Source organism: Pseudomonas sp. NY8896 (genome assembly GCF_039634505.1).
Genome location: NZ_CP132350.1, coordinates 4,842,816 through 4,868,589, shown reverse-complemented (window position 1 = coordinate 4,868,589; position 25,774 = coordinate 4,842,816). Strand labels below are relative to the sequence as shown.

Genomic DNA, 25,774 nt, shown 5'->3' with positions numbered 1-25,774 from the left:
TCATTTATGATGCAGCTATCCGCCTTGCAGCCTCATGGGAGCACACTGAAATGGCCCAGGAACTCTATACCCGCACCAATCAGAAACTGTTTTTTGCCGGTCTCGCCCTGGAATCCATGGCCAAGGCCGAACAAAGCCAGGCCATGAATGCCCAGGGCCTGGTCCAGGCCGAGCGCGAGTCGGCGCTGTTCCATCTGTATGGTGCGCTGCTGGGGCTGTGCCATGAAATTGGTGGCTTCTACCGCTTGCCGGTGGTTGCAGGGGTCGAGCAAGCCCTGGCTGACGACGCCCTGAGCGGCATCGCCATTCCGGAAGTGGCAGAGTTGCTGGAATTGGCTCGCCAGCGTGAAACGTGGCTGGCGCAAATGCTCGGTGCTTATGCCGATTTGTTCCGACCACCGGTCGCCAGGAAAGCGCCGAAAACCGACGTTACCCAACCCCTGATTCAAGCGGTCAATCTCGATGAACCTGAGCCTGCAGCGCTGTCGCGTGCCGAGCTGGAAAGCTGGCGCAACAACCTCAAGGGCTTGGTGAGACGTTTCCGCGACGCGTTGAGTGAGTGCTGATAGCCGCAGCGGCTGGTACAATAACGGCCTTTCGCGGAGAACTGCCATCTATGTCTACGTCTTTTCTGGAAATTGTCGAGTTGCCTGATGGCCGCATCGAACTGCGTCGCGCCGAGGATGAGGGCTCTCTGGTAACCCTGGATTTCTCGGAAGACGCCAAGGTGTTCCTGCAGGGGCAGCATGTGGAAGTGGCCAAGGCCATGCTCAGTGTGGGCGTGCAGATGGCCGGTCGCCTGATGGATGGCGAGCTCGAGCGTGATGAAGGGCCGCGCGTGCTGCACTGAGGGTGCAGCGGCGTATCAAGCTTTTTGAATTACCAGGCAAAGCCTGGACATCAGCCGAGGCGGATGTTCAGGCTTTGTGCGTTTCCGGTGCTGGCTGCGCGCAGAAGTTGCTGGCGTGAGGTGGCGTTGACGTTGCCCAGCCAGCTGACCACGGTGTGACTGAGGCCAAGGCGCAAAGCTTCGCAGGCCAGTTGCAGTGGGCTTTGATTGCTGCGGGGTTGCAGCAGCAGAATACGTTCACGGTTGAGCCCAGCATCGCGTAACCAGGCCTGTGTCAGGCTCGATGGCGGAGCGATCAGGGTCAGCCAGCGGGCCTCATCTTCTTCGCTCAGCTCGCGCAGGACGGGTGCCAGCAGGCTTTGGCAGTGCTCTGGGGCACCGCGTAGCGACAATTCGCTGAAGAGGTCCGGCTGGCTGCTCTTGCGTGCCAGTTCACTGGCTTTCAGGCCAGGTAGCACGGGTTGGGCGAGGAATGCTTCGAACAGGGGCAACTGGGCTTGCTCGGGTGCGTGAATGAACTGCTGCATGACGCCTCCTGGATCAGCGGCGAATGACGCCGACGCTCAAGCCCTCGATCACCAGCTCCTGTTCTTTCAGGTCGACTTCGATGGGGGCGAATTCGGGGTTTTCGGCAAGCAGCCAGACCTTGCTGCCTTCGCGCTTGAAGCGCTTGACGGTGACTTCGTCGCCGATGCGCGCTACCACGATTTGGCCGTTACGCGCTTCGCGGCAGGTGTGTACCGCCAGCAGGTCGCCATCGAAGATGCCGACGTCCTTCATGCTCATGCCGTGTACGCGCAGCAAATAGTCGGCCTGGGGGTGGAAGAAGGCAGGGTTGATGTTGCAGGATTGCTCGATGTGCTGTTCGGCAAGAATCGGCGCGCCAGCAGCAACCCGGCCGATGATCGGCAGGCCGCTTTCTTCGGCTTTGGTTTCCAGGCCAGGAATGCGGATGCCGCGCGAGGCGCCTGGCGTCATTTCGATCGCGCCCTTGCGGGCGAGGGCCTTGAGGTGCTCCTCGGCGGCGTTGGGCGATTTGAAACCCAGCTCCTGAGCGATTTCGGCGCGGGTCGGCGGGAAGCCGTTGTCTTCCAGGCAGCGCTTGATGAACGCGAGAATTTCGGCTTGGCGTGGCGTCAGTTTCAACATGGTGAGCGCTCTGTCTTTTTGTACAGTGACTGGGATTATATACAGTGCTGGATGCGCTGCAAGCCAAAAGGCGCAATAAACAGTACAGGTGGCGCTTGCAGCCGGGCGTCTGGCACTTTTAAATGGCGACCGCCCGGTCACCGAGCCTTGACAGAAGCAGGGCTGAAACGTATGTTTCAAACACTTGTTTGTCTGGCGGAGTAGTCGGAGTAGTCATGGCCCAATCGGAAACCGTTGAACGCATTCTCGATGCTGCCGAGCAGCTGTTCGCGGAAAGGGGGTTCGCCGAAACCTCGTTGCGGCTGATTACCAGCAAGGCCGGGGTCAACCTGGCGGCCGTCAACTATCACTTCGGCTCCAAGAAGGCACTGATTCAGGCGGTGTTCTCGCGCTTCCTCGGCCCGTTCTGCACCAGCCTCGAGCGTGAGCTGGAGCGGCGCCAGGCCAAGCCGGAGCACAAGCCGACCCTCGAAGAACTGCTGGAAATGCTGGTAGAGCAGGCGTTGGCCGTGCAGCCGCGCAGCAACAACGACCTGTCGATCTTCATGCGCCTGCTGGGCCTGGCGTTCAGCCAGAGTCAGGGCCACCTGCGGCGTTATCTGGAAGACATGTACGGCAAGGTGTTCCGCCGCTACATGCTGCTGGTCAACGAGGCTGCGCCACGCATTCCGCCACTGGAGCTGTTCTGGCGCGTCCACTTCATGCTTGGTGCTGCGGCCTTCAGCATGTCCGGTATCAAGGCCCTGCGGGCGATTGCCGAGACCGACTTTGGTATCAACACCTCGATCGAGCAGGTGATGCGCCTGATGGTGCCGTTCCTGGCCGCAGGCATGCGCGCCGACAGCGGTGTCACCGACGATGCCATGGCCACTGCGCAGTTGCGCCCGCGCACCAAGATCAGTAGCGCCACAGCCAAGGCCTGAAGGCTGGGCGAGGCAGGGCGCTTCGGCTAAGCTAGCGCTCATGCCCGATCTCGATCTGCTGCACATCTCCCTTGCTGATCAATGCCTGTACGGTTTTGCCCGTGGCCAGCTGCGCGTGCGTGTGCCGGTTTCCACGGCGCGCAACGGTGCCGGTGAGCGCAATGGTTCAGGCTGCACGCCGCGTGGCATGCATCAGGTGCGGGCGAAGATTGGCGCGGGGCTGCCGCTGAATGCGGTATTGGTCGGGCGGCGCTGGGCTGGAGAGGTGTGGTCGCCGGAGTTGCATGCGAAAAATCCAGATCGCGACTGGATCCTCACTCGCATCCTCTGGCTCAGCGGCTGTGAACCCGGTGTCAACCGCCTGGGCGCGGTCGATACGTTTCGCCGCTATATCTACCTGCACGGCACCCCTGACACGGAACCCATGGGTATAGCGTTGTCCCATGGCTGCATACGCCTGCGCAACACCGACTTGCTAAGCCTGTTCGAGCGGGTGCCGGCCCATTGCCCGGTACGTATCGAGCAAGCCGCCTGCCCCCAGTGGGCGTCTCTGAAGTTTTCAATGAAGGATTACCCATGACCGTCAGCCTGCAAGGCTCCCTGATGGTGGATATCGCCGGTAAATGGCTGACCGCCGAAGACCGTCACCTGTTGCGTCAGCCCGAAGTGGCTGGCCTGATCATCTTTGCCCGCAACATCGACAGCCCGCGTCAGGTGCGCGAGTTGTGCGCGTCGATCCGCGCTATTCGCCCCGAGCTGATCCTGGCGGTGGACCAGGAAGGTGGCCGCGTACAGCGCCTGCGCCAGGGCTTTGTGCGGCTGCCATCCATGCGCGCGCTGGCCGACAATGACAATGCCGATTACCTGGCAGAGCAGTGTGGCTGGCTAATGGCGACCGAGGTATTGGCGGTTGGCCTGGACCTCAGTTTTGCCCCTGTGCTCGACCTGGATCACCAGCGTAGTGCCGTGGTTGGCAGCCGAGCTTTCGAGGGTGACCCGCTGCGTGCCACGCAACTGGCCGGGGCGTTCATTCGTGGTATGAATGCGGCCGGCATGGCGGCCTGTGGCAAGCACTTCCCTGGGCACGGCTGGGCCGAGGCGGACTCGCATGTGGCGATTCCTACCGATGAGCGCAGCCTGGAGCAACTGCGCCAGGCCGACCTGGTGCCGTTCACCCGCCTGAGCGGGCAGTTGGCGGCAGTGATGCCGGCGCATGTCATCTACCCGCAGGTCGATAACCAGCCAGCTGGCTTCTCGCGGCGTTGGCTGCAGGACATCCTGCGTGGTGAGCTGGGCTTTGACGGGGTGATTTTCAGCGATGATCTGTCGATGGCCGGTGCGCATGTGGTGGGGGACGCGGCCAGTCGTATCGAGGCGGCGTTAAGCGCCGGCTGTGACATGGGCCTGGTATGCAATGACCGGGCGGCGGCAGAGCTGGCGCTGAGTGCGGCACAGCGCATGAAGGTCAAGCCGTCGCCGCGGATTGCGCGCATGCGCGGGCAAGGGTTTGCGCGGACCGATTACCGTCAGCAGCCGCGCTGGCTGGAGGCATTGGGTGCGCTGAAGGACGCTCAGCTGGTCGATTGATCGCGCTGGCCTCTTCGCGGGCACGCTCGCGAAGAGGCCGGTACAGGCAGCAGAAGGTGCGGCCTCAACGCCCGCGCTTTCCAGGCAGCGGCGCAAACAGTGCCTCGATTTCTTCGTCGCCAAGCCGCCACTGCCCGGCTTGGCCGCCGTCCAGCAAGCTGGCCGCCAGCGCCGCCTTTTCCTGCTGCAACAGCTGAATCTTCTCTTCCACCGTCCCCCGGGTAATCAGCTTGAACACGAACACCGGCTTGTCCTGGCCAATGCGGTAGGCGCGGTCGGTGGCCTGGTTTTCGCTGGCCGGGTTCCACCAGGGGTCGAAGTGGATCACGGTGTCCGCAGCTGTCAGGTTCAAGCCCACGCCCCCCGCCTTGAGGCTGATCAGGAACACTTCGCTGTCACCCTGCTGAAACTGCCGCACGGGTGTGCGACGGTCGCGCGTGTCGCCGGTCAGCAAGCTGTAGCGGATCTTGCGCTTTTCCAGCTCCTGTTCGATCAGCGCCAGCATCGAGGTGAACTGCGAGAACAACAGCACGCGGCGGCCTTCGCTGAGCAGCTCTTCGAGCATTTCCAGCAGTGCACCCAGCTTGCCCTTGTCGGCCTGGTTGCCTTTGCTTTCCACGCCCTTGACCAGGCGCAGGTCGCAGCATACCTGGCGCAGCTTGAGCAGCGCGTCGAGGATGACGATCTGGCTGCGTGCGGCGCCATTGCGGGCAATTTCGTCGCGGACCTTCTGGTCCATGGCCACGCGCACGGCCTCGTAGGTATCGCGCTGGGCGTCGCTGAGTTCGACCCAGTGCACCATCTCGGTCTTGGCCGGCAGTTCGGTGGCCACCTGTTCCTTGGTGCGGCGCAGCAGGAACGGGCGGATGCGGCTGGCCAGGTGGGCCATGCGCTCGCTGTCGCCGTGGCGCTCGATCGGCGTGCGGTAGTCCTGGTTGAAGCGTTTGAGGTCGCCCAGCCAGCCGGGCATCAAGAAGTGGAAGATCGACCACAGCTCGCCCAGGTTGTTTTCCATCGGCGTACCGGTCAGGCACAGGCGCTGGCCGGCCTGTAGCTCGCAGACGGCGAGGGCGGCCTTGCTGGTGCTGCTCTTGATGTTCTGCGCCTCGTCCAGTACCAGGACGTGCCAGGCCTGCGTGCGCAGGTGTTCGAGGTCGCGTGGCATCAGGGCGTAGGTGGTCAGGACCAGATCGTACTCATGCAGCGTGGCAAAATGCTTGCTGCGCCCCGGCCCATGCAGTGCCAGTACGCGCAGATCGGGGGCGAAGCGCTGGGCTTCGTCGAGCCAGTTGGGTATCAGGCTGGTGGGCATGACCGCCAGTGCCGGTGTACTCAAGCGCCCGGATTCTTTCTCCAGCAGCAAGTGGGCCAAGGCCTGCAGGGTCTTGCCCAGGCCCATGTCGTCGCCCAGGATGCCACCGGTGCCCATCTCGCGAAGGGCCTGCAACCAGTTCAGGCCTTGTTGCTGGTAGGGGCGCATGCTGGCCTGCAGCCCTGTCGGTGGTTCAACCTGCAAATCACGGGCATCGCGCAGGCGCCGGCCCAGGTCGCGAACGTGCTCGCCGCCTTCCCATAGCAGGGGCAGGCCTTCGATTTCGTTCAGGCGCGCGGCGTCGGCACGTTCCATGCGCAGGGACGGGCCGGTTGTGTGTTCGTGCAGGTAGAGCTCGCCCAGGGTGGCCATGACCGCTTTGACGCGGCCATACGGGAGGGCGACGCGCAGGGCCGGGCTGTCCAGGCGACCACGGTTGAGGTCGATCAGCAGGTGCTCGTCGTCACTGCGCCGGGCCAGTTCGCTGGGGCGCAGCAGCTCTGGGCTGCTGCGTAGCAGTTGCAACACGATCGGCAGCAGGCTGTGACGCTGGCCATCGACCACAATGCCAAGCTCCAGGTCGAACCATTCATGGCCGGGCGCCTCGTCGATGCTCGCATACCAGTCGTCCACCTCCTGCAGGTTGAAGGCGAAGTCGCGCTGGACGTCTATGTTCCAACCGGCTTGGCGCAAGCGCGGCAGGCCTTCGCGGGCGAAACGCAGCCAGGCCTCGTCGTCGGGCAGCTGGAACATTTCGCCGGCGCTGTCGGGCAGCGCCTTGCTCTGCCGGGTGGCGGCCTTGAAGCCCAGGTCGCGTAATACCTTGCGCAGGGCCTGTTCGGCTTGCGGCTGGCGGCGGATGCGCTGGCTGGTGTTGCCGACCAGGCGGGTCAGCGGCTTTTCGTCGTTACCGCTGGTACGCAGGTCGTCGTAGTCGAATGCCAGCGCGGCACGGTGTTGCAGTTGTCGCTGCATACGGCCGGTCTTGGGCATGTAGGCGCTGAATTCGAGGCTGCCCAGCGTCAGTCGCCCTTTTGGCGTGATGTCTTCGATATGTTCGGTGCTCACGGCAGTGGGCGTGGGGACGTGACGGTTCAAGGCGTTCAATCGGTGACTCAAGGGGATGACCAGATGCTCCGGCACGATGGGCGCGCGCGCAAGCTGGCTGGCAATGAAGGGGTCGAGGTCGTGGCGCAGCTTGCCGGTCAAATGCCGCTGTCGGTCGACATAGTGCATGGGCTCGATGGGCACTGCCCGCAACTGCTGGTGATCATCGTGGTACCAGGCGCCACGGTAGCTGCCATTGTCCAGCCTGACCCAGCGAAACTCGGCATGCAGCTCCGGCCCAGGGGACAGTGGCGCCAAGTCGTCCTCAAATAGCAGGCGACCGGTGGCCAGGGCATAGCTGTAGAGCTCCCCGCCCTGCTTGCCTTCCAGTTGCGCCATGGGCGTAGTGGTTTCGCTGCGCGAATCAATCAGGCGCAAAAGCCGCGCATCGTCTTCTGTGACGTAGCGAGGTGTGTAGTAGAGCATTTCGGGCATCGATGTGATGCGACCGATCTTCAAGGTGTCGTCTGCCTGTCGGGTGCCCTTGATCGGCTCGAGTCGCCAGACGCCGTGATCCACGTGAATGCGGTAATAGATTGCCGGGCCTTTGCGTGCTGGCCCTTGAGGCGATGCAGGTTGGGAGGGGGACTCAAGGGTTTGCACCCACAGGTTGAGGTCCGGTGGCAGCGACAGGGCGGATTGTTCATGGGGGCCTGCGGCGTCGAGGCCGTCCTGCAATTGCAGCAGCGCCGCGACGCAGTGTTTGCAGTTGAGCCCAACTGGGCAGCTGCAGCGCCCAAATACCCGCAGGTCCCCGTAGTTAACGACCAGCCGGATGTTCTGCTGGTAGGTCTCGCCTGTGGAGCCCTTGCAGATGGCTTCGATCGTTGCGCCGTGCAGCGACAGGATGCGTGCTCGCTCTTGCGCAGCATAGCTGCGGCCTCGTGCCATCGTGCCGGCTTCGATGAAGTCGACCCACCCCGGATAGGCCCTCAGCAGTTGCTGCGCATCGCCATCGCTCACATCACTGCTCCATCATCTCCGGGTCCATCACCGGCATTTTCGGCGTGCCCGGCGGTGTCACCTTCAGCAGCACCGCCAGGTGCCCACCGTCGAGGAAGGTCAGCTGGCCGCCCTTGACGTTGCTGTTGCTCTGCTTGAACTGCTCGCTTTGCAGTACGTTGCCGTTGCTGTCCAGCTGGTTGACCCAGAAGTTGGCCTCGACCGCGATGAAGCGGCCTTCAGCGACGCTGAGGTTGCCCTCGATAGGGAAGTGGCCGAACCGCTCGGCGCCTTCGCCCAGCGCGATGCGGCTGGGCTCGCTGCCTACTTGCTGTTGCCAGGCCTTGTGCAGCAGCACGGTGTAGTCGGCGGTGGCTTCCAGGCGGGTGGCTTCGTCTTCCAGCGCCAGGCGGCGTTCGGCGTCTTTTGCCAGGCGCGGGGCGCCGGCGCTCCAGTCTTCGGGGGCGAACGGGCTGGTGAAGGCGGGCACACTGTTCTGCCGCACCAGAATCATTTCTACCTGATACAGGCCTTCGGCGAAGGCAGCTGGGGCGAACAGCGCCAGCAGCAAGGTCAGGCAACGGATGGCACGCATGGGTCTTCCTTAGGCAGGCTGTGGGGTCAGGCGCTCGAACAGCGCCTCCAGGGTATTGAAGCGTTCGTCGGGGCGTTCCATCGGCACCAGGAAACGGAACTGGGTAGCACCTTCGAACTTGTATCGTTTGGGCTGGCCCTGGATCAGCTTGATCAGGGTCAGCGGGTCGACCGGGGTTTCGGCTTCGAACTCGAGCTTGCCGCCATTGGGGCCGGCATCGACTTTCTTGATGCCGAGCTTTTCCGCGTGCAGCTTGAGCGAAGTCAGGCGCATCAGGTTCTTGGTTGGCTCGGGCAGCAAGCCGAAGCGGTCGATCATCTCGACCTGCAGGTCCTTGAGGCCTTCCTCGTCGGCAGCCGAGGCGATGCGTTTGTACAGGATCAGCCGCGCATGCACGTCGGGCAGGTAGTCCTCGGGGATCAGCGCCGGCAGGCGCAGGTTGATCTCCGGGCCGCCGCCCAGTGGTTGTTCAAGGTTTGGCTGGGTGCCTTTACGGATTGCCTTGACCGCGCGCTCGAGCATTTCCATGTACAGGGTGAAGCCCACGGCCTGGATCTGCCCGCTCTGGCCTTCGCCCAGCAGCTCGCCGGCACCGCGGATTTCCAGGTCGTTGGTGGCCAGCACAAAGCCCGCGCCCAGGTCCTGGGTGTTGGCGATGGCTTCCAGGCGCTTTTCGGCGTCGGCACTGACCTTCTGCCGGGTCGGCGTGAGCAGGTAGGCGTAGGCCTGGTGGTGGCTACGGCCAACTCGGCCGCGCAGCTGGTGCAACTGGGCCAGGCCGAACTTGTCGGCACGTTCGATGACGATGGTGTTGGCGCTGGGCACGTCGATGCCGGTTTCGATGATGGTCGAGGCTACCAGCACGTTGAAGCGCTTGTGGTAGAAGTCGCTCATCACCTGTTCCAGCTCGCGTTCGCGCATTTGCCCATGGCCAATGCCGATGCGTGCCTCGGGCACCAGCTCGGCGAGGTCGGCGGCGCATTTTTCGATGGTTTTCACATCGTTGTGCAGGTAGTAAACCTGGCCGCCGCGCAGCAACTCACGCAGCAGCGCTTCCTTCACCGTGCTCTTGTTCTGCTCCATGACGAAGGTGCGCACGGACAGGCGGCGCGCCGGCGGCGTGGCGATGATGGACAGGTCGCGCATGCCCGCCACAGCCATGTTCAGCGTGCGCGGAATCGGCGTGGCGGTCAGGGTGAGAATGTCGACCTCGCTGCGCAGGGCCTTGAGCTGTTCCTTCTGGCGCACGCCAAAGCGGTGTTCTTCGTCGATGATGGCCAGGCCCAGGTCCTTGAAGCGCACATCGTCCTGCAGCAGCTTGTGGGTGCCGATGAGAATGTCGATCTTGCCTTCGGCAAGGTCGGCGGCAGCGGCGGCCACTTCCTTGGCCGACTTGAAGCGGCTCATCACCTCCACCGTCACCGGCCAGTCGGCGAAGCGGTCGCGGAAGCTGTTGTAGTGCTGCTGGACCAAAAGGGTGGTGGGCACCAGTACGGCCACCTGGCGGCCGCTGTGCACGGCGATGAATGCCGCGCGCATGGCCACTTCGGTCTTGCCGAAGCCCACATCGCCGCAGACCAGGCGGTCCATCGGCTTGGGCGCCAGCATGTCGGCACGCACGGCTTCGATGGCGGCCTGTTGGTCCGGGGTTTCCTCGAACGGGAAGCCAGCGCTGAAGGTGGCGTAGTCGGCTGACGGGTCGGCAAATGCATAGCCCTTGCGTGCGGCGCGACGGGCATAGATGTCGAGCAGCTCGGCGGCCACGTCGCGCACCTGTTCGGCGGCTTTTCGCTTGGCTTTCTGCCAGGCCTCCGAGCCCAGCCGGTGCAGCGGTGCCAACGCATCGTCGCTGCCGGTGTAGCGGGCGATCAGGTGCAGGTTGGCCACTGGCACGTACAGCTTGGCGTTCTCGGCGTATTCCAAGGTGAGAAATTCGGCGGCCTGGCCGTCGATTTCCAGCGTGGCCAGGCCCAGGTAGCGACCAACGCCATGGTCGATGTGCACCACCGGTGCGCCTTCGCGCAGCTCGGTGAGGTTCTTGATGACTGCATCGTTGGCGGTTTCGCCACGTTTGTCACGGCGCCGGCGTTGCATCACCCGCTGGCCGAACAGCGGGCTTTCGGCGACCAGGGCCAGGCCTGGGTCGTCCAGCAGCAGGCCGTCGTCCAGCGGCGCGATGGTGATTGCCAGGCGCTCGCTGCCGGTAACGAAGTCGTCCCAGCCGTCGACGGTATGCGGGCGCAGCTTCAGCCGCTCGAGCAGCTCCAGCAGCACTTCACGGCGCCCCGCTGATTCGGCGGTGAACAGCACGCGGCCGGGGAACTGGTCGAGGAAGTTGGCCAGCTCGGCCAGCGGCTGGTTGGCCTTGGCTTCGATGGCCAGGTTGGGTAGCGCGCGTGCCGGAAAGCGTTCGCGACCCGCACCTGGGTCGAGGTCTTCGCTGCTGACCACCACCCGAGGCCATTGTTTGAGCTGGGCGAAGCAGTCCTCCACCGGCAGGAACAGTTCGGCCGGTGGCAGCAGCGGCCGGCTGAGGTCGCCACGGCGGTCTTCATAGCGCCCACGCACGTCGTTCCAGAAGTGTTCGGCGGCCTGTTCCACGCCAGGCAGCGAGAACACCTGGGTGTCGGCCGGCAGGTAGTCGAACAGGGTCGAAGTTTCTTCGAAGAACAGCGGCAGGTAGTACTCGATGCCAGCGGGAATAATGCCGCTGGCCAGGTCCTGGAAGATCGCGCTGCGGCGGAAATCGACATCGAAGCGCTCGCGAAAGCGTGCCTTGAAGCGGGTCACTTCCTCTTTCTGCATCGGGAATTCACGCGCCGGCAGCAGGCGCACCGAATCCACCTTGTCGATCGAGCGTTGGGTCTCGGGGTCGAAGGTGCGCAGCGTCTCGATCTCGTCATCGAACAGGTCGATGCGGTAGGGCAGCTTGCTGCCCATCGGGAACAGGTCGATCAGCGCGCCGCGCACGGCGAACTCGCCATGCTCGTAGACGGTGTCGACGCAGCGATAGCCGCTGGCCTCCAGGCGCGTGCGCATCTGTTCCACATCGATGGTCTGGCCCACATCCAGCACCAGGCTGCTGCCCAGCAGGAAGCGCGTGGGTGCCAGGCGGTGCAGGGCGGTGGTGATCGGCACCACGAGGATGCCGTGGCTCAGTTCCGGCAGGCGGTACAGGCTGGCGATGCGCTGGGAAATGATGTCCTGGTGCGGCGAGAACAGGTCGTAGGGCAGGGTTTCCCAATCGGGGAACGGCAGCACCGGCAGGTCCGGGGCGAAGAAGCGCAGCTCCTGCTCCAGACGGTCGGCGGCCTGGCTGTCGGCTGTCAGCAGCAGGGTGAAGCGGCCAGCGCTGGTGGCGGCCTCGGCGATGGCAAGGCTGAGGGCGGCACCGGGCAGGTTGCCCCAGGTTTGTTTGCCGGCCGTGGCCGACATGTGCGGAAGGCGCAGAACTGACACGGGAGATTGCACTCCAAGCGTTGCGGCAAAGAGACCGATTGTACCGGTGACGGTGCCGGCTGTCAGGCTCGAAAGGGCGTGAACGCTGGCTTGCGTCACTGCGACAGGCGCTCATTGCCGGTTCTGCGTTGGGGCGTCATAATGTAGCCCCTTTTTTCTGTCCCTACATGTGGAAGGTTCCCGTGACTCAGAAGCCCGACCAGTGTCTTGGTGAGTGGATTGATCGTGAAGCTCTGGCTGAAGCGATGATCCCGCTTATCGGTCAGCTCTACCGCAACAACAACGTGGTGAGCTCGATTTATGGCCGTAGCCTGATCAACCGTTCGGTTATCTCGATCCTCAAGGCGCACCGCTTTGCGCGTCATCGTCAAACCGACGAAACCGAACTGTCCGTCCACGAGACATTCCCCCTGCTCAAAGCCATGAGCGAGCTGAAACTGGGCGCCGCTTCGGTCGACCTGGGCAAGCTGGCCAACAAGTTCAAGCAGGAAGGCAATGGCCGCACTGCCGAGCAGTTCGTCCGTGAAGAGCTGGCCGACGTGGTTGGCCAGCAGAACGCTTCGGCGCGCAAAGGCACCGACGTCGTGCTGTACGGCTTCGGCCGCATCGGCCGCCTGCTGGCGCGCATCCTGATCGAGAAGACCGGTGGCGGCGACGGCCTGCGCCTGCGTGCCATCGTCGTGCGCAAAGGCGCCGAGAACGACCTGGTCAAGCGTGCCAGCCTGCTGCGCCGTGACTCGGTGCACGGCCCGTTCGATGGCACCATCACCATCGATGAAGCCAACAACACCATCACCGCCAACGGCAACCTGATCCAGGTTATCTACGCCAAGAGCCCGAGCGAAGTCGACTACACCCAGTACGGCATCGACAACGCGCTGATCGTCGACAACACCGGCGTATGGCGTGATGCCGACGGCCTGGGCCAGCACCTGGCCTGCCCGGGCGCTGCCCGCGTGATCCTCACCGCACCTGGCAAGGGCGCGCTGAAGAACATCGTGCATGGCATCAACCACGGTGACATCGCTGCCGATGACAAGATCATCTCGGCTGCTTCGTGCACCACCAACGCCATCGTGCCGGTGCTCAAGGCCATCAACGACCAGTACGGCATCGTCAACGGCCACGTCGAAACCGTTCACTCGTTCACCAACGACCAGAACCTGATCGACAACTTCCACAAGGGCAGCCGCCGTGGCCGTGCCGCGCCGCTGAACATGGTCATCACCGAAACCGGCGCCGCCACCGCTGCTGCCAAGGCTCTGCCAGTGCTGAAGGGCAAGCTGACCGGCAATGCCATTCGCGTACCGACGCCGAACGTTTCGATGGCCATCCTGAACCTGAACCTGGAAAAGGCCACGACTCGCGACGAGATCAACGAGTACCTGCGCCAGACCGCCATGCACTCGGAACTGCACAAGCAGATCGACTACGTGGCCTCGCAGGAAGTGGTTTCGACCGACTTCGTGGGCTCGCGCCACGCCGGTGTGGTTGACGCAGAGGCGACCATCGCCAACGACAACCGCGTTGTCCTGTACGTTTGGTACGACAACGAATTCGGTTACAGCTGCCAGGTGGTTCGTGTGATGGAAGACATGGCCGGTGTGAACCCGCCAGCGTTTCCACGCTGATTCGCTTGTAAGGCAATAAAAAAACGGGAACCTTCGGGTTCCCGTTTTTTTTGCCTGGAGTAAGTTGTGTGGCGCCTGTGAGATCGGGCGCCGCCCGCGCGGCGCTCGATATGTGCCACACCACAAAACTCAAGCCAAGCACCCAGGAACCGAATTTTTGCGCACAGCCTTACTGTTCATCTTCCTGCTGCTCACCGCCTGCAACCAAGGCCCCACCCTGGAGCGCCTGGGCGGCCCGACCATGGGCAGCAGCTACAGCATCCAATACGTCCGCGAGCCCGGCGGCCCGGCGCCGGCCCAGGTGCAGGCAGCGGTCGAAGCCATCCTGAGCGACATCGACCAGCACTATTCGACCTATCGCGGTGACTCCGTCGTCAGCCTTTTCAACCAGTTACCGGCCAATCAGTGCCTGGCCCTGCCGCCCGACATGCTCGAACTGGTAGCCCTTGGCCAACAGCTGGCCGAGCAGAGCGAAGGCGCCTTCGACCTCACCGTCGAGCCGCTGCTCGACCTGTGGGGCTTTGGCCCCCAGGCCCGCCACGAGCAGGTGCCCGACCCGCAAACCCTGGCCCAGGTACGCCTGCGCGTGGGTTACCAGCACCTGCATGTCAAAGGCCAGTCTCTGTGCAAGGATGCCCCGGTACAGCTCGACTTCAACAGCATCGCCGCCGGCCACGCTGTCGACCTGATCGCCGCACGCCTTCAGGCCATGGGCGTGGCCAGCTTCGTCGCCGAGGCTACCGGCGAATTGAAGGCGGTCGGCCGCAAGCCCGATGGCAGCCCCTGGCGCATTGCCCTGGAGCTGCCCCGCGAAGACCGCCAGATCGCCCGCCAGATCATCCCGGTCAATGGCCTTTCAGTATCGACCTCGGGTGACTATCGGCACTATTTCGAGCAGAATGGCCGGCGCTATTCGCACACCTTCGATGCCCGCCTGGGGCGCCCGGTCGAGCATGACCTGGCGGCCGTTACAGTGCTGAGCGCCTCGGCGCTGCAGGCCGACGGCTATTCGACGCTGCTGTTGATCCTTGGCCCTGAGCGTGGCTGGGATTTTGCCGTGGCGCATGGCTTGGCCGCGGTATTGGTGACTCGAGCCGAGGGTGGCTTCGTCTCCCGAGCTACGCCCGCGTTCGAACGGGCGGTGAAAGGCGAGCGAAAGCACAAGCAGGGATGATTGCCGCCAGGGAATGGGTGAACCATATGTAGTGCGGGCGAAATTGGCCTACGACGCGACCAAGGGTTAATGTGCGCGGCGTTCACGCTTGATTAGACTGCACCCGAATTTTCTCATGACGCCCCGGCGGCATGATCGCGCCCCGCGAGCGACCGTGGCTTGCGGGCCAGTTCTGAAGGAGTACGCATGGCTGTCTACAACTACGACGTAGTGGTGCTGGGTTCCGGCCCGGCCGGTGAAGGCGCGGCAATGAACGCCGCCAAAGCAGGGCGCAAGGTGGCAATGGTCGATGACCGTCGCCAGGTCGGTGGCAACTGCACGCACCTGGGTACCATCCCGTCCAAGGCACTGCGTCACTCGGTGCGGCAGATCATGCAGTTCAACACCAACCCGATGTTCCGTGCCATCGGCGAGCCGCGCTGGTTCTCGTTCCCGGACGTGCTGAAAAGCGCCGAAAAGGTGATTTCCAAGCAAGTTGCATCGCGCACCGGCTACTACGCCCGTAACCGCGTCGACGTGTTCTTCGGCACCGGCAGCTTCGCCGACGAGCAAACCGTGGAAGTGGTGTGCCCGAACGGTGTGGTCGAGAAACTCAACGCCAAGCACATCATCATTGCCACCGGCTCGCGCCCCTACCGCCCGGCCGACATCGACTTCCACCACCCGCGCGTTTACGACAGCGACACCATCCTCAGCCTCAGCCACACCCCACGCAAGTTGATCGTCTACGGTGCCGGTGTGATCGGTTGCGAATACGCATCGATCTTCAGTGGCCTGGGTGTATTGGTGGAATTGGTCGACAACCGTGGCCAGCTGCTGAGCTTCCTCGATTCGGAAATCTCCCAGGCGCTGAGCTACCACTTCAGCAACAACAACATCACCGTGCGCCACAACGAAGAGTACGAGCGCGTCGAAGGCCTGGACAACGGGGTGATCCTGCACCTGAAGTCGGGCAAGAAGATCAAGGCCGACGCCTTGCTGTGGTGCAACGGTCGTACCGGCAACACCGACAAGCTGGGCTTGGAAAACATCGGCATCAAGGTCAACAGCCGCGGCCAGATCGAGGTCGACGAGGCCTACCGCACCACCGTGCCGAACATCTACGGTGCCGGTGACGTGATTGGCTGGCCTAGCCTGGCCAGTGCCGCCCATGACCAGGGCCGCTCGGCCGCTGGCAGCATCGTCGACAATGGCAGCTGGCGCTTCGTCAACGACGTGCCGACCGGTATCTATACCATTCCGGAAATCAGCTCGATCGGCAAGAACGAGCAAGAGCTGACCCAGGCCAAGGTGCCATACGAAGTGGGCAAGGCGTTCTTCAAAGGCATGGCGCGTGCGCAGATTGCCGGCGAACCGCAGGGCATGCTGAAGATCCTGTTCCACCGCGAAACCCTGGAAATCCTCGGCGTGCACTGCTTCGGCTACCAGGCTTCGGAAATTGTCCACATCGGCCAGGCGATCATGAACCAGCCGGGTGAGCACAACAACCTGAAGTACTTCGTCAACACCACCTTCAACTACCCGACCATGGCCGAAGCCTATCGGGTAGCAGCCTACGACGGCCTGAACCGGCTTTTTTGAGCGGCTCCGACCGGTGGCCTGAGCCGGTCGGAGAGACCGATTTCAACCCTACCCGAGGGTGGTCTTGGCCAAACCGGGAAAGTCTGTAATCAGGCTGTCCACACCAAAGTCAGCAAGCCGGCGCATCAGTGCCGGCTCGTTGACTGTCCATACCGACACGTGCAAACCCTGGCCCTGTGCTTTGAGCAGGCGCTCGGGGGTGCACAGTGTCCAGTTCAATGCCAGCAGCTCGCAGCCATAGTTCTGTGCCACCTTCAGGGGGTCGAGCCAGGCGTATTCGGCCACCAGCCCGCGCTTCACGTCCGGCACCAGTTCCAGGGCAGCGCCCAGTACTTCACGTGAGCTGGAGGTGATGGTGACCTTGTCCAGCAGGCCATACGCCTGGGCCAGTTCGCGAATCGCCAGCACGGTGGTGGCGGCACGGGTACGCGAGGCACTTTTTACTTCCAGCTGCCAGTGATCGAACGGGCATTTTTCGAACAGTTCTTCCAGTTTCGGAATCGGGCAGGGTTGCACATGGCCCGGGCCGCCTTTGCGGGCATCGATCTTGATCAGGTCGGCGGCCGGGTGTTCGACCACTTTGCCGCGCCGCCCAGTGGTGCGCTTGAGGGTGGCGTCGTGGATGACCATCAGCTCGTTGTCGGCTGACAGGTGCAGGTCCAGCTCGCAGCGGGTCACGCCATGGGCCAGGCATTGCTGAAAGCTCTTCAGGGTATTCTCGGGCGCTTCGCCCTTGGCGCCGCGATGGCCGTAGATCAGGGTCACGTTCGTTCCTTCAAATCAGAGAGAAATGGGCTCAGGAGGCAGGGTCGTTCTGCCCCAGTTGCTGGCGCCGCTGCTGTTGCTGGCGCTGCAGGATATAACGGGCCAGCAATTGCCGTTGGGCGTCGGTCATGTCGATGAATTCGGTGCCGACCTCGAAGCCGCCCTCCGGGCGCGGGTCGCAATGGGTGACCTTGCCGCGCAGCAGCAGGCCATGGGCGCGTGGCATCAGCACCATTTTCACTTTGACCCGAGTGCCGGGGGCAATCTGCGTGGCCTGGGTGAACTCGATGCCGCCTTCGGAAATGACCACCGGCAACGGCTGGCCGACTTCACCCAGCAGGGTTTGTGCAACCACCGCGCTGAGCAGGTCGAGGCGCTTGTTCTGCGCCCGCAGGAAGGCGGCAAGGGTGCGGTCCTTGTCGCTCAGCTGGCGCAACAGGTGCTGCGACTCGAAGTCGGACAGGTGCAGCTCGCTGAGCAGGTTGAACAGCGGGGAATCATCTTGCAACACATCTGGGTCAAGGGCTTCGGCCGCGCTGAGGGGGCTTATTTGAAGTGCGATCCGATCTTCGATGCGGTAGTATTCGCGGCGATCTTCTTCGTCTAATGTCGTCATGGCGAACCCAAGGTAGCGGCGGTGGTCCGAGTGTAAAGCCGCCGTAGGCGCCTCGCCACAAGGACGTTCCCTTTCATCCGAACAAGCCCCGACATGTTCAGACCTCTTTTCGCATTCATCGGTACGCGTTATACCCGTGCCAAACGCCGTAATCACTTCGTCTCGTTCATTTCCCTGACCTCGATGATCGGCCTCGCCCTGGGCGTGGTGGTGATGATCGTGGTGCTGTCGGTGATGAACGGTTTCGACCACGAGATGCGCACCCGCGTGTTGGGCATGATCCCCCATGCCACGCTGGAGAGCGGCCAGCCCATTGCCGACTGGCCGGCCCTTGCCCAACAAGTAAAGCAGAATCCGCAGGTGGTGGCGGTTGCGCCGTTCACCCAGATGCAGGGCTTGCTGACCCATGATGGCAAGGTGCAGAAGGTGCTGCTCAACGGCATCGACCCGGCTCGCGAGCGCGAGGTGTCAATCATCGACAACTTCGTCTTGCAAGGCCGCCTGGACCAGCTGGCGCCGGGCGAGTGGGGCATCATGATCGGCGACAAGGCCGCGGCCAAGCTGGGCGTGGCCATCGGCGACAAGCTCACCTTCGTCGCCCCGGAAGTCAGCGTGACTCCCGCCGGCATGTTCCCGCGCATGAAGCGCTTCACCGTGGTGGGTACCTTCCATGTTGGCGCGGGCGAAATCGACGGCTATCTGGGCTTGACCAACATCAGCGACCTGTCCCGCCTGCACCGCTGGAAGCCCGACCAGGTACAGGGCCTGCGCCTGAAGTTCGACGACCTGTTCCAGGCGCCGCGCGTCGCCTGGAGCATTGCCCAGCAGCTGGGCGACCAGGAGTTCTACAGCCGTGACTGGACCCGTACCCACGGCAACCTGTACCAGGCGATCCGCATGGAAAAGGCCATGATCGGCCTGTTGTTGCTGCTGATCGTGGCGGTGGCGGCGTTCAACATCATTTCCACCCTGGTGATGGTGGTCAACGACAAGCGCGGCGACATCGCCATCCTGCGCACCCTGGGCGCCACGCCTGGGCAGATCATGCTCATCTTCATGGTCCAGGGCACGGTGATCGGGGTGATCGGTACCCTGATCGGCGCCGTGGTCGGGATCGTCGCCGCGCTGAACGTGAGCGCGGCGATCGCCGGCATCGAGAAACTGATCGGGCACAAGTTCCTCAACGCCGACGTGTACTTCATCGATTACCTGCCGTCGCAGATCCAGGCCCAGGACGTGTACATGGTCTGCGGTGCGGCGCTGGTCCTGAGTTTCTTCGCCACCCTGTACCCGGCCTGGCGTGCGGCCCGCACCCAGCCTGCAGAGGCGCTACGTTATGAGTGAGTCGCGCATGAGTGATAAAGCCGTTCTGAGTTGCCGCAACCTGGGCAAGTCCTACGACGAGGGCCCGGAGTCGGTGCAGGTGCTGTCCGGCCTCAACCTGGAGCTGCACGCCGGTGAGCGTATCGCCATCGTCGGCAGCTCGGGCTCTGGCAAGAGCACCTTGCTCAACCTGCTGGGTGGCCTCGACCGGCCGACCCAAGGCAGCGTGTGGCTGGCGGGCGAAGAGCTGTCCGCGCTAGGCGAGCGTGCCCGTGGCCTGCTGCGTAACCGTGAGTTGGGCTTTGTCTATCAGTTTCACCACCTGCTGCCAGAGTTCACCGCCATCGAGAACGTGTGCATGCCGCTGCTGATCGGCCGCACGCCCATCCCCGAGGCCCGTGAGCGTGCCGAGGCGCTGCTCAAGCGCGTAGGCCTGGGCCACCGTTTGAACCACAAGCCGGCCGAGCTGTCCGGTGGCGAGCGCCAGCGCGTGGCGATTGCCCGAGCGCTGGTCAACCGCCCTGGCCTGGTGATGCTCGACGAGCCGACCGGCAACCTCGACCACCATACCGCTCAGGGCATTCAGGAACTGATGCAGGAGCTGTCCAGCGCCTCGCGCACGGCATTCCTGGTGGTTACCCATGACCTCAACCTGGCGCGGCAGATGGACCGTGTATTGAAGCTCGACGACGGCCATCTGGTGGCGATCTGATCGACTGCTCGGGGTGGCTGGTGCCGCCCCGTTTTCCTGTTTTCATTGGGTGATTTCGTACATGTTCAGACCCTTGCCCATTTTTATCGGCGCGCGCTACACCCGAGCCAAGCGTCGCAACCACTTCATCTCGTTCATCTCGATGACGTCGATGATCGGCCTGTCGCTGGGCGTGCTGGCGATGATTGTGGTGCTGTCGGTGATGAACGGCTTTCAGCGCGAAATGAGCTCGCGCATTCTCGGGTTGGTGCCGCATGCCGCCATCCTTGGCGTGCAGCCATTGGACGATTGGCACAAGGTGGCCGACGCTGCCATGCAGAACCCGGCGGTGATGGCGGTGGCGCCGATTACCGAGATGGAAGGCATGCTGTCGTACAAAGGTGCGATGCAGCCGATTCAGGTGGGTGGTATCGACCCGGCCGAGGAGGGCAAGGTCTCGATCGTTGGCCAGCACATCGTGCAGGGCCGCTTGCAAGACCTGCAGCCAGGTGAGTTCGGTGTGGTCATCGGCGAGCTGACGGCGCGGCGTTTTCGTCTGAACACTGGCGACAAACTGACCTTGATCGTGCCGGAAATCAGCAAGGAGCCGGGTGGCATTACCCCGCGCATGCAGCGCCTGAACGTGGTCGGGATCTTCAAGGTGGGCGCCGAGCTGGATGGCTCGCAAGCCTATATCCATGTGGCTGATGCTGCCGAGATGCAACGCTGGGCGCCGGGCCAGGTGCAGGGCGTGCGCCTGAAGCTGCATGACCTGTATGCCGCGCCGCAGGTGTCCAAGGCAATTGCTGCAGGGCTCGGCGACGCCTACCGCGCCGATGACTGGTCGCACACCCAGGGCAGCCTGTTCAGCGCCATGAAAATGGAGAAGACCATGATCGGCCTGCTGCTGATGATGATCATCGCGGTGGCGGCGTTCAATATCATCGCCACCCTGGTGATGGTGGTGAACGACAAGGGGCCGGACATTGCCATCCTGCGTACCTTGGGCGCCACGCCAGCGCAGATCATGGGCACGTTCATGGTTCAGGGCAGCCTGATTGGTGTTGTCGGGACGCTGATCGGCGGCGTGCTGGGCGTGATTGCGGCGTTCAATGTCAGTCAAATCGTTGGTTGGCTGGAGCGGGTGAGCGGGCAGCACATCTTTACCTCGGATGTGTACTTCGTCAGCAGCTTGCCGTCGCAATTGCAATGGGGTGATGTGGCCATGATTTGCACGGCTGGCCTGGTGATGAGCTTCCTGGCGACCATTTACCCGGCTTACCGGGCGTCGCAGGTGCAGCCGGCGATCGGTCTGGCGGTTTGATGCTTGCCTGAAATTATGGGGCTGCAAAGCAGCCCCAATTTCACCGGCCTTCAGTGAACTCGATCACAAACCGCGTCCACCCATCCCCGCACTCTGCCCGAATGCACCCGCCATGGGCCTGCACGATCGACCGGGTAATCGCCAAGCCCAACCCCGCATGCTCACTGCTGCCTTCCCGCCGCGCCGGGTCCACTCGGTAGAAGCGGTCGAACAGTCGCGGTAACGCAGTCGGCTCGATAGCCTGCCCGGTATTGGCCACACTGATTTTCGCTCCCGGTTCCAGCGTCACCCTTATCTGCCCTCCCGCCGGGGTAAAGCGCAAGGCATTGTCCAGCAGGTTGGACAGCGCCCGGCGCAGCATATGCCGGTCGCCCTGCAGCATCGCCTCGCCTTCGCGCAGCATCCGTACGCCGCTGTCCTCGGCCAGTGGCGCGTAGTACTCCAGCAGTGCATCCACTTCGTCATGCAGCGCCAAAGGCGCTTGCCCCGGTACCAGCAGGCCGTGGTCGGCCTTGGCCAGGAACAGCATGTCGTTGATCATCTGCGCCATCCATTGCAGCTCTTCCAGGTTGCCATGCAGCGCTTCGCGGTATTCCTCGAGGCTACGTGGGCGGGTGAGGGTGACCTGGGTGTGGGTCAGCAGGTTGGAAAGCGGTGTACGCAGTTCGTGGGCGATGTCAGCTGAAAACGCTGACAGGCGTTGGAAGGCATCGTCCAGGCGCTGCAGCATCGCGTTCATGCTGCCGGCCAACTCGGCCAGTTCTTCGGGCATCTGCGCCAGCGGCAGGCGGGTGGTGAGCGAACGGGCTGACACGCTGGCGGCCACTTGGCCCATCTGCCGCAGTGGGCGCAGGCCGCTGCGGGCGGCCCAGGCGCCGAGCAGCGCAGTGGCCAGCGCCGATAGGCCGACAGTCAGCCAGATCAGCCGCTGCATGCCCTGCAGAAAATGCTGGTGGTGGGTGATGTCGAGGTACAGGGTCAGTTGCGGCGACTGCGCGGCGCCCTGCGCCAGGTGTACAGCCAGGCTGCGGTAGTCGGTGCCTTGCGCGTGCAAGGTGGCCAGCCCGGCGGGCAGCGGTGCCTGCGGTAGCCCGCTGCGGCTTTCGAACCACGTGGCGCCGTCGCTGCCGCTGATGCGCAGGGCCAGGTCGGCCTGGTGGCTCAATTCGTCGCGCAGCGCGGGCAGGCGCGCCTGTAGCTCATCCGGCGTGCTGACGCCGGCCAGTTGTGTACGGAACAGCGACAGGCGCGAGTCCAGCAGTTGTTGGTCGAGTTCGACGAAGTGCTGCTCGCTGGCCCGGCTGAAGAGCAGGCCGGCGCCCAGCGATACGGTGGCGGTGCAGGCGGCGAACAGCAGCGCCAGCCGGCTGCCCAGGGATACCCGGCGCATCATTCAGTGCGTTCTTCGAGTACGTAGCCCATGCCGCGCACCGTGTGGATCAGCTTGTTGGGGTGCGGGTCGTCGATTTTCAGGCGCAGGCGGCGGATTGCCACTTCGATCACATTGGTATCGCTGTCGAAGTTCATGTCCCACACCTGCGAGGCGATCAGCGATTTTGGCAACACCTCACCCTGGCGGCGCAGTAGCAGTTCGAGCAGGCAGAACTCCTTGGCGGTCAGGTCGATACGGGTGCCTGCGCGTTCGGCGCGGCGGCGGATCAGGTCCAGGCGCAGGTCGGCCAGGCTCAGGGTGGTGTCCTGGCTTGGGCTGGCGCCCCGGCGCAGCAGGCTGCGTACCCGGGCCAGCAGTTCGGAAAAGGCGAACGGCTTGACCAGGTAATCATCGGCGCCCAGCTCCAAGCCATGCACGCGGTCCTCGACGGCGTCGCGGGCGGTCAGGAACAGCACGGGTGTATCCAGGCCAGCCTGGCGCACGGCCTGAAGGATTTGCCAGCCGTCGCGCCCGGGCAGCATCACGTCGAGGATCAGCAGGTCGTGGTCGCCGGTCAGGGCGAGGAACTGCCCGGTCTCGCCATCGGTGGCCAACTCGGTGGCAAAGCCGGCCTCGCTCAGGCCCTGGCTCAGGTACTGGCCGGTGCGGGCCTGGTCTTCGACGATCAGCAGTTTCATGCACTGTCCATAATCTGAAGGTTTGTGCCTACCCTGTGGGAGCGGGCGATGCGGTGGCTGAAATGATACGTGACGATGCGCCGGCTCGCCCAAGCTGACAAAGTTGTAATCTTCCCGTCAGGTAGCTGCCAGTCGCCCCTGACTAAGGTGGCACTCTCTCGTTGTGTATTCCCGGAGTCATCATGAAGCGCCTGTTCATTGCCGCCACCCTTGCCCTGGCCAGCCTGCCGACCTTTGCCGGCGAGGCGCAAACCTTCGCCTTTGGTGAGCCGGCTGCAGCGGCCAAGGCCACCCGCACGGTCAACGTGGTGCTCAAGGACATTGCTTTCGAGCCTAAGAGCCTGCAGGTAAAAGCCGGCGAGACCGTGCGTTTCGTGCTGGTCAACGAGGGCAAGCTGCCACACGAGTTCAACCTGGGCGACAAGGCCATGCATGCCGAACACCAGAAGGAAATGGTCGCCATGCAAGGCAAGATGTTCACCGAGGCCATGAACCACGAAGGCATGGACCACGGTCAGATGGCGAACCACGGGCAAATGATGGGTCACGGCGGTGGCCATGGCCACGGTGGTGGCAACACCGTGCTGGTAATGCCCGGCCAGCGTGCCGAGCTGACCTGGACCTTCCGTAAGTCGGCACCCATCGAGTTTGCCTGCAACGTGCCGGGGCATTACCAGGCCGGCATGGTCGGGGCATTGACCATCGAGTGACTGGCCCTGCAAGGCGGGGTGCAAAACCGGTAGACTAAGGGCAATTTCGAACCTGTAGGTCAGTTTCCATGCATCCCGCTGCCGAACACTCCCCGCTGGGCAAATCCAGCGAATACATCGCCACCTACTCCCCGGAGCAGCTGTTCCCGATCCCGCGTACTGCCAAGTGGGCCGAGCTGGGCGTCACTGCACAGACCTTGCCCTGGCAGGGCGTGGATTACTGGAACTGTTTCGAGCTGAGCTGGCTGCTGCCTTCGGGCAAGCCTGTGGTGGCGATCGGCGAGTTCGCCATCCCGGCCGATTCGCCGAACATCATCGAGTCCAAGTCGTTCAAGCTGTACCTCAACTCACTGAACCAGACAGTGTTCGCCTCGCTGGGCGAGTTGCAGGCATGCCTGGAGAAAGACCTGTCCGCCGCTGCCGGCAAGCCTGTGGGCGTGAAGGTGCGCACCTTGGCCGAAGTTGAAGCCCAGGGGGTGGTAGCGTTGCCGGGGCAGTGCATCGATGGGTTGGACGTGGCCATCAGCAACTACGAGCAGCCGCAGCCAGAGCTGCTGCGCTGCAACACGGCGCAGGTGGTGGAAGAAACCCTGCACAGCCACCTGCTCAAGTCCAATTGCCCGGTCACTGGCCAGCCGGACTGGGGCAGCGTGGTGGTCGAGTACAAGGGCAGGGCGCTGGACCACGCCAGCCTACTGACTTACCTGGTCAGCTTCCGCCAGCATGCCGACTTCCACGAACAATGCGTGGAGCGAATTTACCTGGACTTGAAGAACCTGCTGCAGCCAGAGCATTTGACGGTGTATGCGCGCTATGTGCGCCGCGGTGGGCTGGACATCAACCCGTACCGCAGTACCGGGGTAATCAAACCGGATAACAAGCGTTTGGTTCGGCAGTAAGTTCAAGGAATGCGGGGGCCGCTTTGCGGCCCCGCTACTTCAGATACCCATGCTGTGCAGTGAGTTGGCGATGCTGCGCAAGGTAGCGGTGAGGTCAGGGTGGTCGGCCTCGAAGCGCTCGATCGCCAGGTTCACCCCGTCCACCAGGTTATTGTCGGGCGTGGCTTCTTCGAGTTTCAGTTGCGCCTCGATCTGGCGCGCTTCTTCGTGCAACGCGGCCAGTTCGTCTTCCGAAAGCGGTACGTTGCGGTCCAGTTGCTCGCGCAAGCTGTTCAGGCGCTCTTGCAATTCGCGGGCAGGCATTGGCATTTCTCCATCAAGGGCTTGGCAAGCCATGGACCTCAGCGAAGCGGCAAAGGTTCTGGCCTGTCTTCAGCGTAATCCACCTGTCGCCAATTTGCATGATCCGCGTCAAAGGTGCTGTATCAGGGTTTTTCACCCTTGCGCCGGCGCTGGGCGATGTCCTGCAGGCAGGTGTCCAGCGCTTCCAGGTGGTCGATCACCGAATGCACGCCCAGGCTGAACAGCTCCAGCGTGGCCTTGCCGCGGGCCTGGTCCTGTTCCTTTGGGGTCATGCCTTGCCATTGCTCGGAGCCTCGGTCACAGAACGGGCTGCAGGCTGCCAGGCCAACCGTCCATAGCCCCGCGTTCAAGCCTGACTGCAGCAAGCGCGGGTCACCACTCACCAGCACGCAGCCGTCCAGGCGTTCGCTGTCCAGGGTCATCAGCGCCTGCCAGCAGGCGTTTGGCGCCGGCCAGCGCACGCCGTTGACCGAATGCCCTGGCAGCCAGGCGGGCAACACATGGGCCAGGCGCTTGCTTTGCGTGCTGTTGAGGTCATCCAGCCAGATGCAGGGCACCTGGCGCTGGCGCAGGCTGGCGAGGGTGGCCAGAGCGCCGGGGGCGGGCGAGGGTGCGCCATTGGTGGCCTGCACCAGGCAGCCGCGCAAGCCGAACAGCACAGCAGTGAAGGCGGGTGCAGCGTCCATGGCAACTTCCCCCAAATAGTCCGCAGGCTATGCGCTGATTGTTACCGCACTGTGACATCGATCATTGCGCAACAGTT

The 25,774-nt window shown here is 63.4% G+C and carries 24 protein-coding genes; 13 read left to right on the top strand and 11 right to left on the bottom strand.

Annotation, left to right across the window (positions count from 1 at the left end):
- The first annotated feature begins 50 nt into the window (after nucleotides 1-50).
- Entirely contained in the window at nucleotides 51-566 is a 516-nt protein-coding gene (locus Q9451_RS21880; protein WP_012271346.1) for a DUF6586 family protein, read from the top strand.
- Between the two features lie 50 nt (nucleotides 567-616).
- The gene (locus Q9451_RS21875; protein ID WP_003248777.1) at nucleotides 617-850 is read left to right on the top strand and encodes a hypothetical protein; all 234 of its coding nucleotides are present in this window, start codon (nucleotides 617-619) and stop codon (nucleotides 848-850) included.
- Nucleotides 851-900: 50 nt separating this feature from the next.
- Here the strand turns inward: Q9451_RS21875 and sulA are convergent, their stop codons facing one another.
- Entirely contained in the window at nucleotides 901-1,377 is a 477-nt protein-coding gene (gene sulA, locus Q9451_RS21870; RefSeq protein ID WP_012271347.1) for an SOS-induced cell division inhibitor SulA, read from the bottom strand.
- A 13-nt stretch (nucleotides 1,378-1,390) separates the two neighbouring features.
- Nucleotides 1,391-1,999 carry a transcriptional repressor LexA gene (gene lexA / locus Q9451_RS21865; protein ID WP_012271348.1) on the bottom strand — a complete coding sequence of 203 codons (609 nt, stop codon included), beginning with the start codon at nucleotides 1,997-1,999 and terminating at the stop codon, nucleotides 1,391-1,393.
- 215 nt (nucleotides 2,000-2,214) lie between these two features.
- On the opposite strand from lexA, the gene Q9451_RS21860 reads away from it, so the two are divergent.
- Genes Q9451_RS21860 through nagZ form a run of 3 tightly spaced genes read left to right on the top strand, consistent with a single transcriptional unit; the run spans nucleotide 2,215 to nucleotide 4,509 of the window.
- Nucleotides 2,215-2,922 carry a TetR/AcrR family transcriptional regulator gene (locus Q9451_RS21860; protein WP_012271349.1) on the top strand — a complete coding sequence of 236 codons (708 nt, stop codon included), beginning with the start codon at nucleotides 2,215-2,217 and terminating at the stop codon, nucleotides 2,920-2,922.
- 40 nt (nucleotides 2,923-2,962) lie between these two features.
- Nucleotides 2,963-3,502 (top strand): L,D-transpeptidase, encoded by a 540-nt coding sequence (locus Q9451_RS21855; RefSeq protein ID WP_012271350.1) that lies wholly within the window; start codon nucleotides 2,963-2,965, stop codon nucleotides 3,500-3,502.
- An 8-nt stretch (nucleotides 3,503-3,510) separates the two neighbouring features.
- Nucleotides 3,511-4,509: a beta-N-acetylhexosaminidase gene (nagZ, locus tag Q9451_RS21850; RefSeq protein ID WP_171577287.1), complete on the top strand. Its 999-nt coding sequence runs from the start codon at nucleotides 3,511-3,513 to the stop codon at nucleotides 4,507-4,509.
- A 64-nt stretch (nucleotides 4,510-4,573) separates the two neighbouring features.
- On the opposite strand, the gene Q9451_RS21845 is transcribed toward nagZ, so the two are convergent.
- Genes Q9451_RS21845 through mfd form a run of 3 tightly spaced genes read right to left on the bottom strand, consistent with a single transcriptional unit; the run spans nucleotide 4,574 to nucleotide 11,924 of the window.
- Nucleotides 4,574-7,891: a DEAD/DEAH box helicase gene (locus tag Q9451_RS21845; RefSeq protein ID WP_012271352.1), complete on the bottom strand. Its 3,318-nt coding sequence runs from the start codon at nucleotides 7,889-7,891 to the stop codon at nucleotides 4,574-4,576.
- A 1-nt stretch (nucleotide 7,892) separates the two neighbouring features.
- Nucleotides 7,893-8,465 (bottom strand): CsiV family protein, encoded by a 573-nt coding sequence (locus tag Q9451_RS21840; RefSeq protein WP_012271353.1) that lies wholly within the window; start codon nucleotides 8,463-8,465, stop codon nucleotides 7,893-7,895.
- A 9-nt stretch (nucleotides 8,466-8,474) separates the two neighbouring features.
- Nucleotides 8,475-11,924, bottom strand: coding sequence for a transcription-repair coupling factor (gene mfd / locus Q9451_RS21835; RefSeq protein ID WP_345960729.1), 3,450 nt, complete (start codon nucleotides 11,922-11,924; stop codon nucleotides 8,475-8,477).
- 167 nt (nucleotides 11,925-12,091) lie between these two features.
- On the opposite strand from mfd, the gene Q9451_RS21830 reads away from it, so the two are divergent.
- The 3 genes from Q9451_RS21830 (at nucleotide 12,092) to sthA (ending at nucleotide 16,310) form a co-directional block, all read left to right on the top strand.
- Nucleotides 12,092-13,555 carry a glyceraldehyde-3-phosphate dehydrogenase gene (locus tag Q9451_RS21830; protein ID WP_012271355.1) on the top strand — a complete coding sequence of 488 codons (1,464 nt, stop codon included), beginning with the start codon at nucleotides 12,092-12,094 and terminating at the stop codon, nucleotides 13,553-13,555.
- Nucleotides 13,556-13,712: 157 nt separating this feature from the next.
- A complete protein-coding gene (locus Q9451_RS21825; protein WP_012271356.1) occupies nucleotides 13,713-14,729 on the top strand; it encodes an FAD:protein FMN transferase in 1,017 nt (338 codons plus the stop codon).
- 186 nt (nucleotides 14,730-14,915) lie between these two features.
- On the top strand, nucleotides 14,916-16,310 hold the full coding sequence (sthA, locus tag Q9451_RS21820) for a Si-specific NAD(P)(+) transhydrogenase (protein WP_012271357.1): 1,395 nt from the start codon (nucleotides 14,916-14,918) through the stop codon (nucleotides 16,308-16,310).
- Nucleotides 16,311-16,358: 48 nt separating this feature from the next.
- On the opposite strand, the gene Q9451_RS21815 is transcribed toward sthA, so the two are convergent.
- Both Q9451_RS21815 and Q9451_RS21810 read right to left on the bottom strand, forming a co-directional pair.
- Nucleotides 16,359-17,075 (bottom strand): glycerophosphodiester phosphodiesterase, encoded by a 717-nt coding sequence (locus Q9451_RS21815; protein WP_012271358.1) that lies wholly within the window; start codon nucleotides 17,073-17,075, stop codon nucleotides 16,359-16,361.
- Between the two features lie 31 nt (nucleotides 17,076-17,106).
- A complete protein-coding gene (locus Q9451_RS21810; protein WP_012271359.1) occupies nucleotides 17,107-17,691 on the bottom strand; it encodes a PilZ domain-containing protein in 585 nt (194 codons plus the stop codon).
- Nucleotides 17,692-17,784: 93 nt separating this feature from the next.
- Between Q9451_RS21810 and Q9451_RS21805 the strand changes: the two genes are divergently transcribed.
- The 3 genes from Q9451_RS21805 to Q9451_RS21795 all read left to right on the top strand — a co-directional run bounded on the left by Q9451_RS21805 (nucleotide 17,785) and on the right by Q9451_RS21795 (nucleotide 21,029).
- Nucleotides 17,785-19,035: a lipoprotein-releasing ABC transporter permease subunit gene (locus Q9451_RS21805; RefSeq protein ID WP_012271360.1), complete on the top strand. Its 1,251-nt coding sequence runs from the start codon at nucleotides 17,785-17,787 to the stop codon at nucleotides 19,033-19,035.
- 7 nt (nucleotides 19,036-19,042) lie between these two features.
- Nucleotides 19,043-19,726, top strand: coding sequence for a lipoprotein-releasing ABC transporter ATP-binding protein LolD (lolD, locus tag Q9451_RS21800; protein ID WP_171577286.1), 684 nt, complete (start codon nucleotides 19,043-19,045; stop codon nucleotides 19,724-19,726).
- Nucleotides 19,727-19,787: 61 nt separating this feature from the next.
- Complete coding sequence (locus Q9451_RS21795) at nucleotides 19,788-21,029, top strand: lipoprotein-releasing ABC transporter permease subunit (RefSeq protein WP_012271362.1); 1,242 nt, start codon at nucleotides 19,788-19,790, stop codon at nucleotides 21,027-21,029.
- Between the two features lie 40 nt (nucleotides 21,030-21,069).
- Here Q9451_RS21795 and Q9451_RS21790 read toward each other — a convergent pair whose 3' ends face one another.
- Nucleotides 21,070-22,422 carry a heavy metal sensor histidine kinase gene (locus Q9451_RS21790; protein ID WP_012271363.1) on the bottom strand — a complete coding sequence of 451 codons (1,353 nt, stop codon included), beginning with the start codon at nucleotides 22,420-22,422 and terminating at the stop codon, nucleotides 21,070-21,072.
- On the bottom strand, nucleotides 22,419-23,099 hold the full coding sequence (gene cinR / locus Q9451_RS21785; protein WP_012271364.1) for a two-component system response regulator CinR: 681 nt from the start codon (nucleotides 23,097-23,099) through the stop codon (nucleotides 22,419-22,421). The genes Q9451_RS21790 and cinR overlap by 4 nt, the downstream gene beginning before the upstream one ends.
- Before the next feature lie 182 nt (nucleotides 23,100-23,281).
- On the opposite strand from cinR, the gene Q9451_RS21780 reads away from it, so the two are divergent.
- Both Q9451_RS21780 and queF read left to right on the top strand, forming a co-directional pair.
- On the top strand, nucleotides 23,282-23,809 hold the full coding sequence (locus tag Q9451_RS21780) for a cupredoxin family protein (protein WP_060493946.1): 528 nt from the start codon (nucleotides 23,282-23,284) through the stop codon (nucleotides 23,807-23,809).
- A 68-nt stretch (nucleotides 23,810-23,877) separates the two neighbouring features.
- A complete protein-coding gene (queF, locus tag Q9451_RS21775; protein ID WP_012271366.1) occupies nucleotides 23,878-24,708 on the top strand; it encodes an NADPH-dependent 7-cyano-7-deazaguanine reductase QueF in 831 nt (276 codons plus the stop codon).
- 39 nt (nucleotides 24,709-24,747) lie between these two features.
- Here queF and Q9451_RS21770 read toward each other — a convergent pair whose 3' ends face one another.
- Both Q9451_RS21770 and Q9451_RS21765 read right to left on the bottom strand, forming a co-directional pair.
- Nucleotides 24,748-25,011, bottom strand: a complete 264-nt coding sequence (locus tag Q9451_RS21770) for a DUF4404 family protein (RefSeq protein ID WP_019471256.1) — start codon at nucleotides 25,009-25,011, stop codon at nucleotides 24,748-24,750.
- Nucleotides 25,012-25,133: 122 nt separating this feature from the next.
- Nucleotides 25,134-25,697 (bottom strand): hypothetical protein, encoded by a 564-nt coding sequence (locus Q9451_RS21765; RefSeq protein WP_012271368.1) that lies wholly within the window; start codon nucleotides 25,695-25,697, stop codon nucleotides 25,134-25,136.
- Nucleotides 25,698-25,774: the final 77 nt, after the last annotated feature.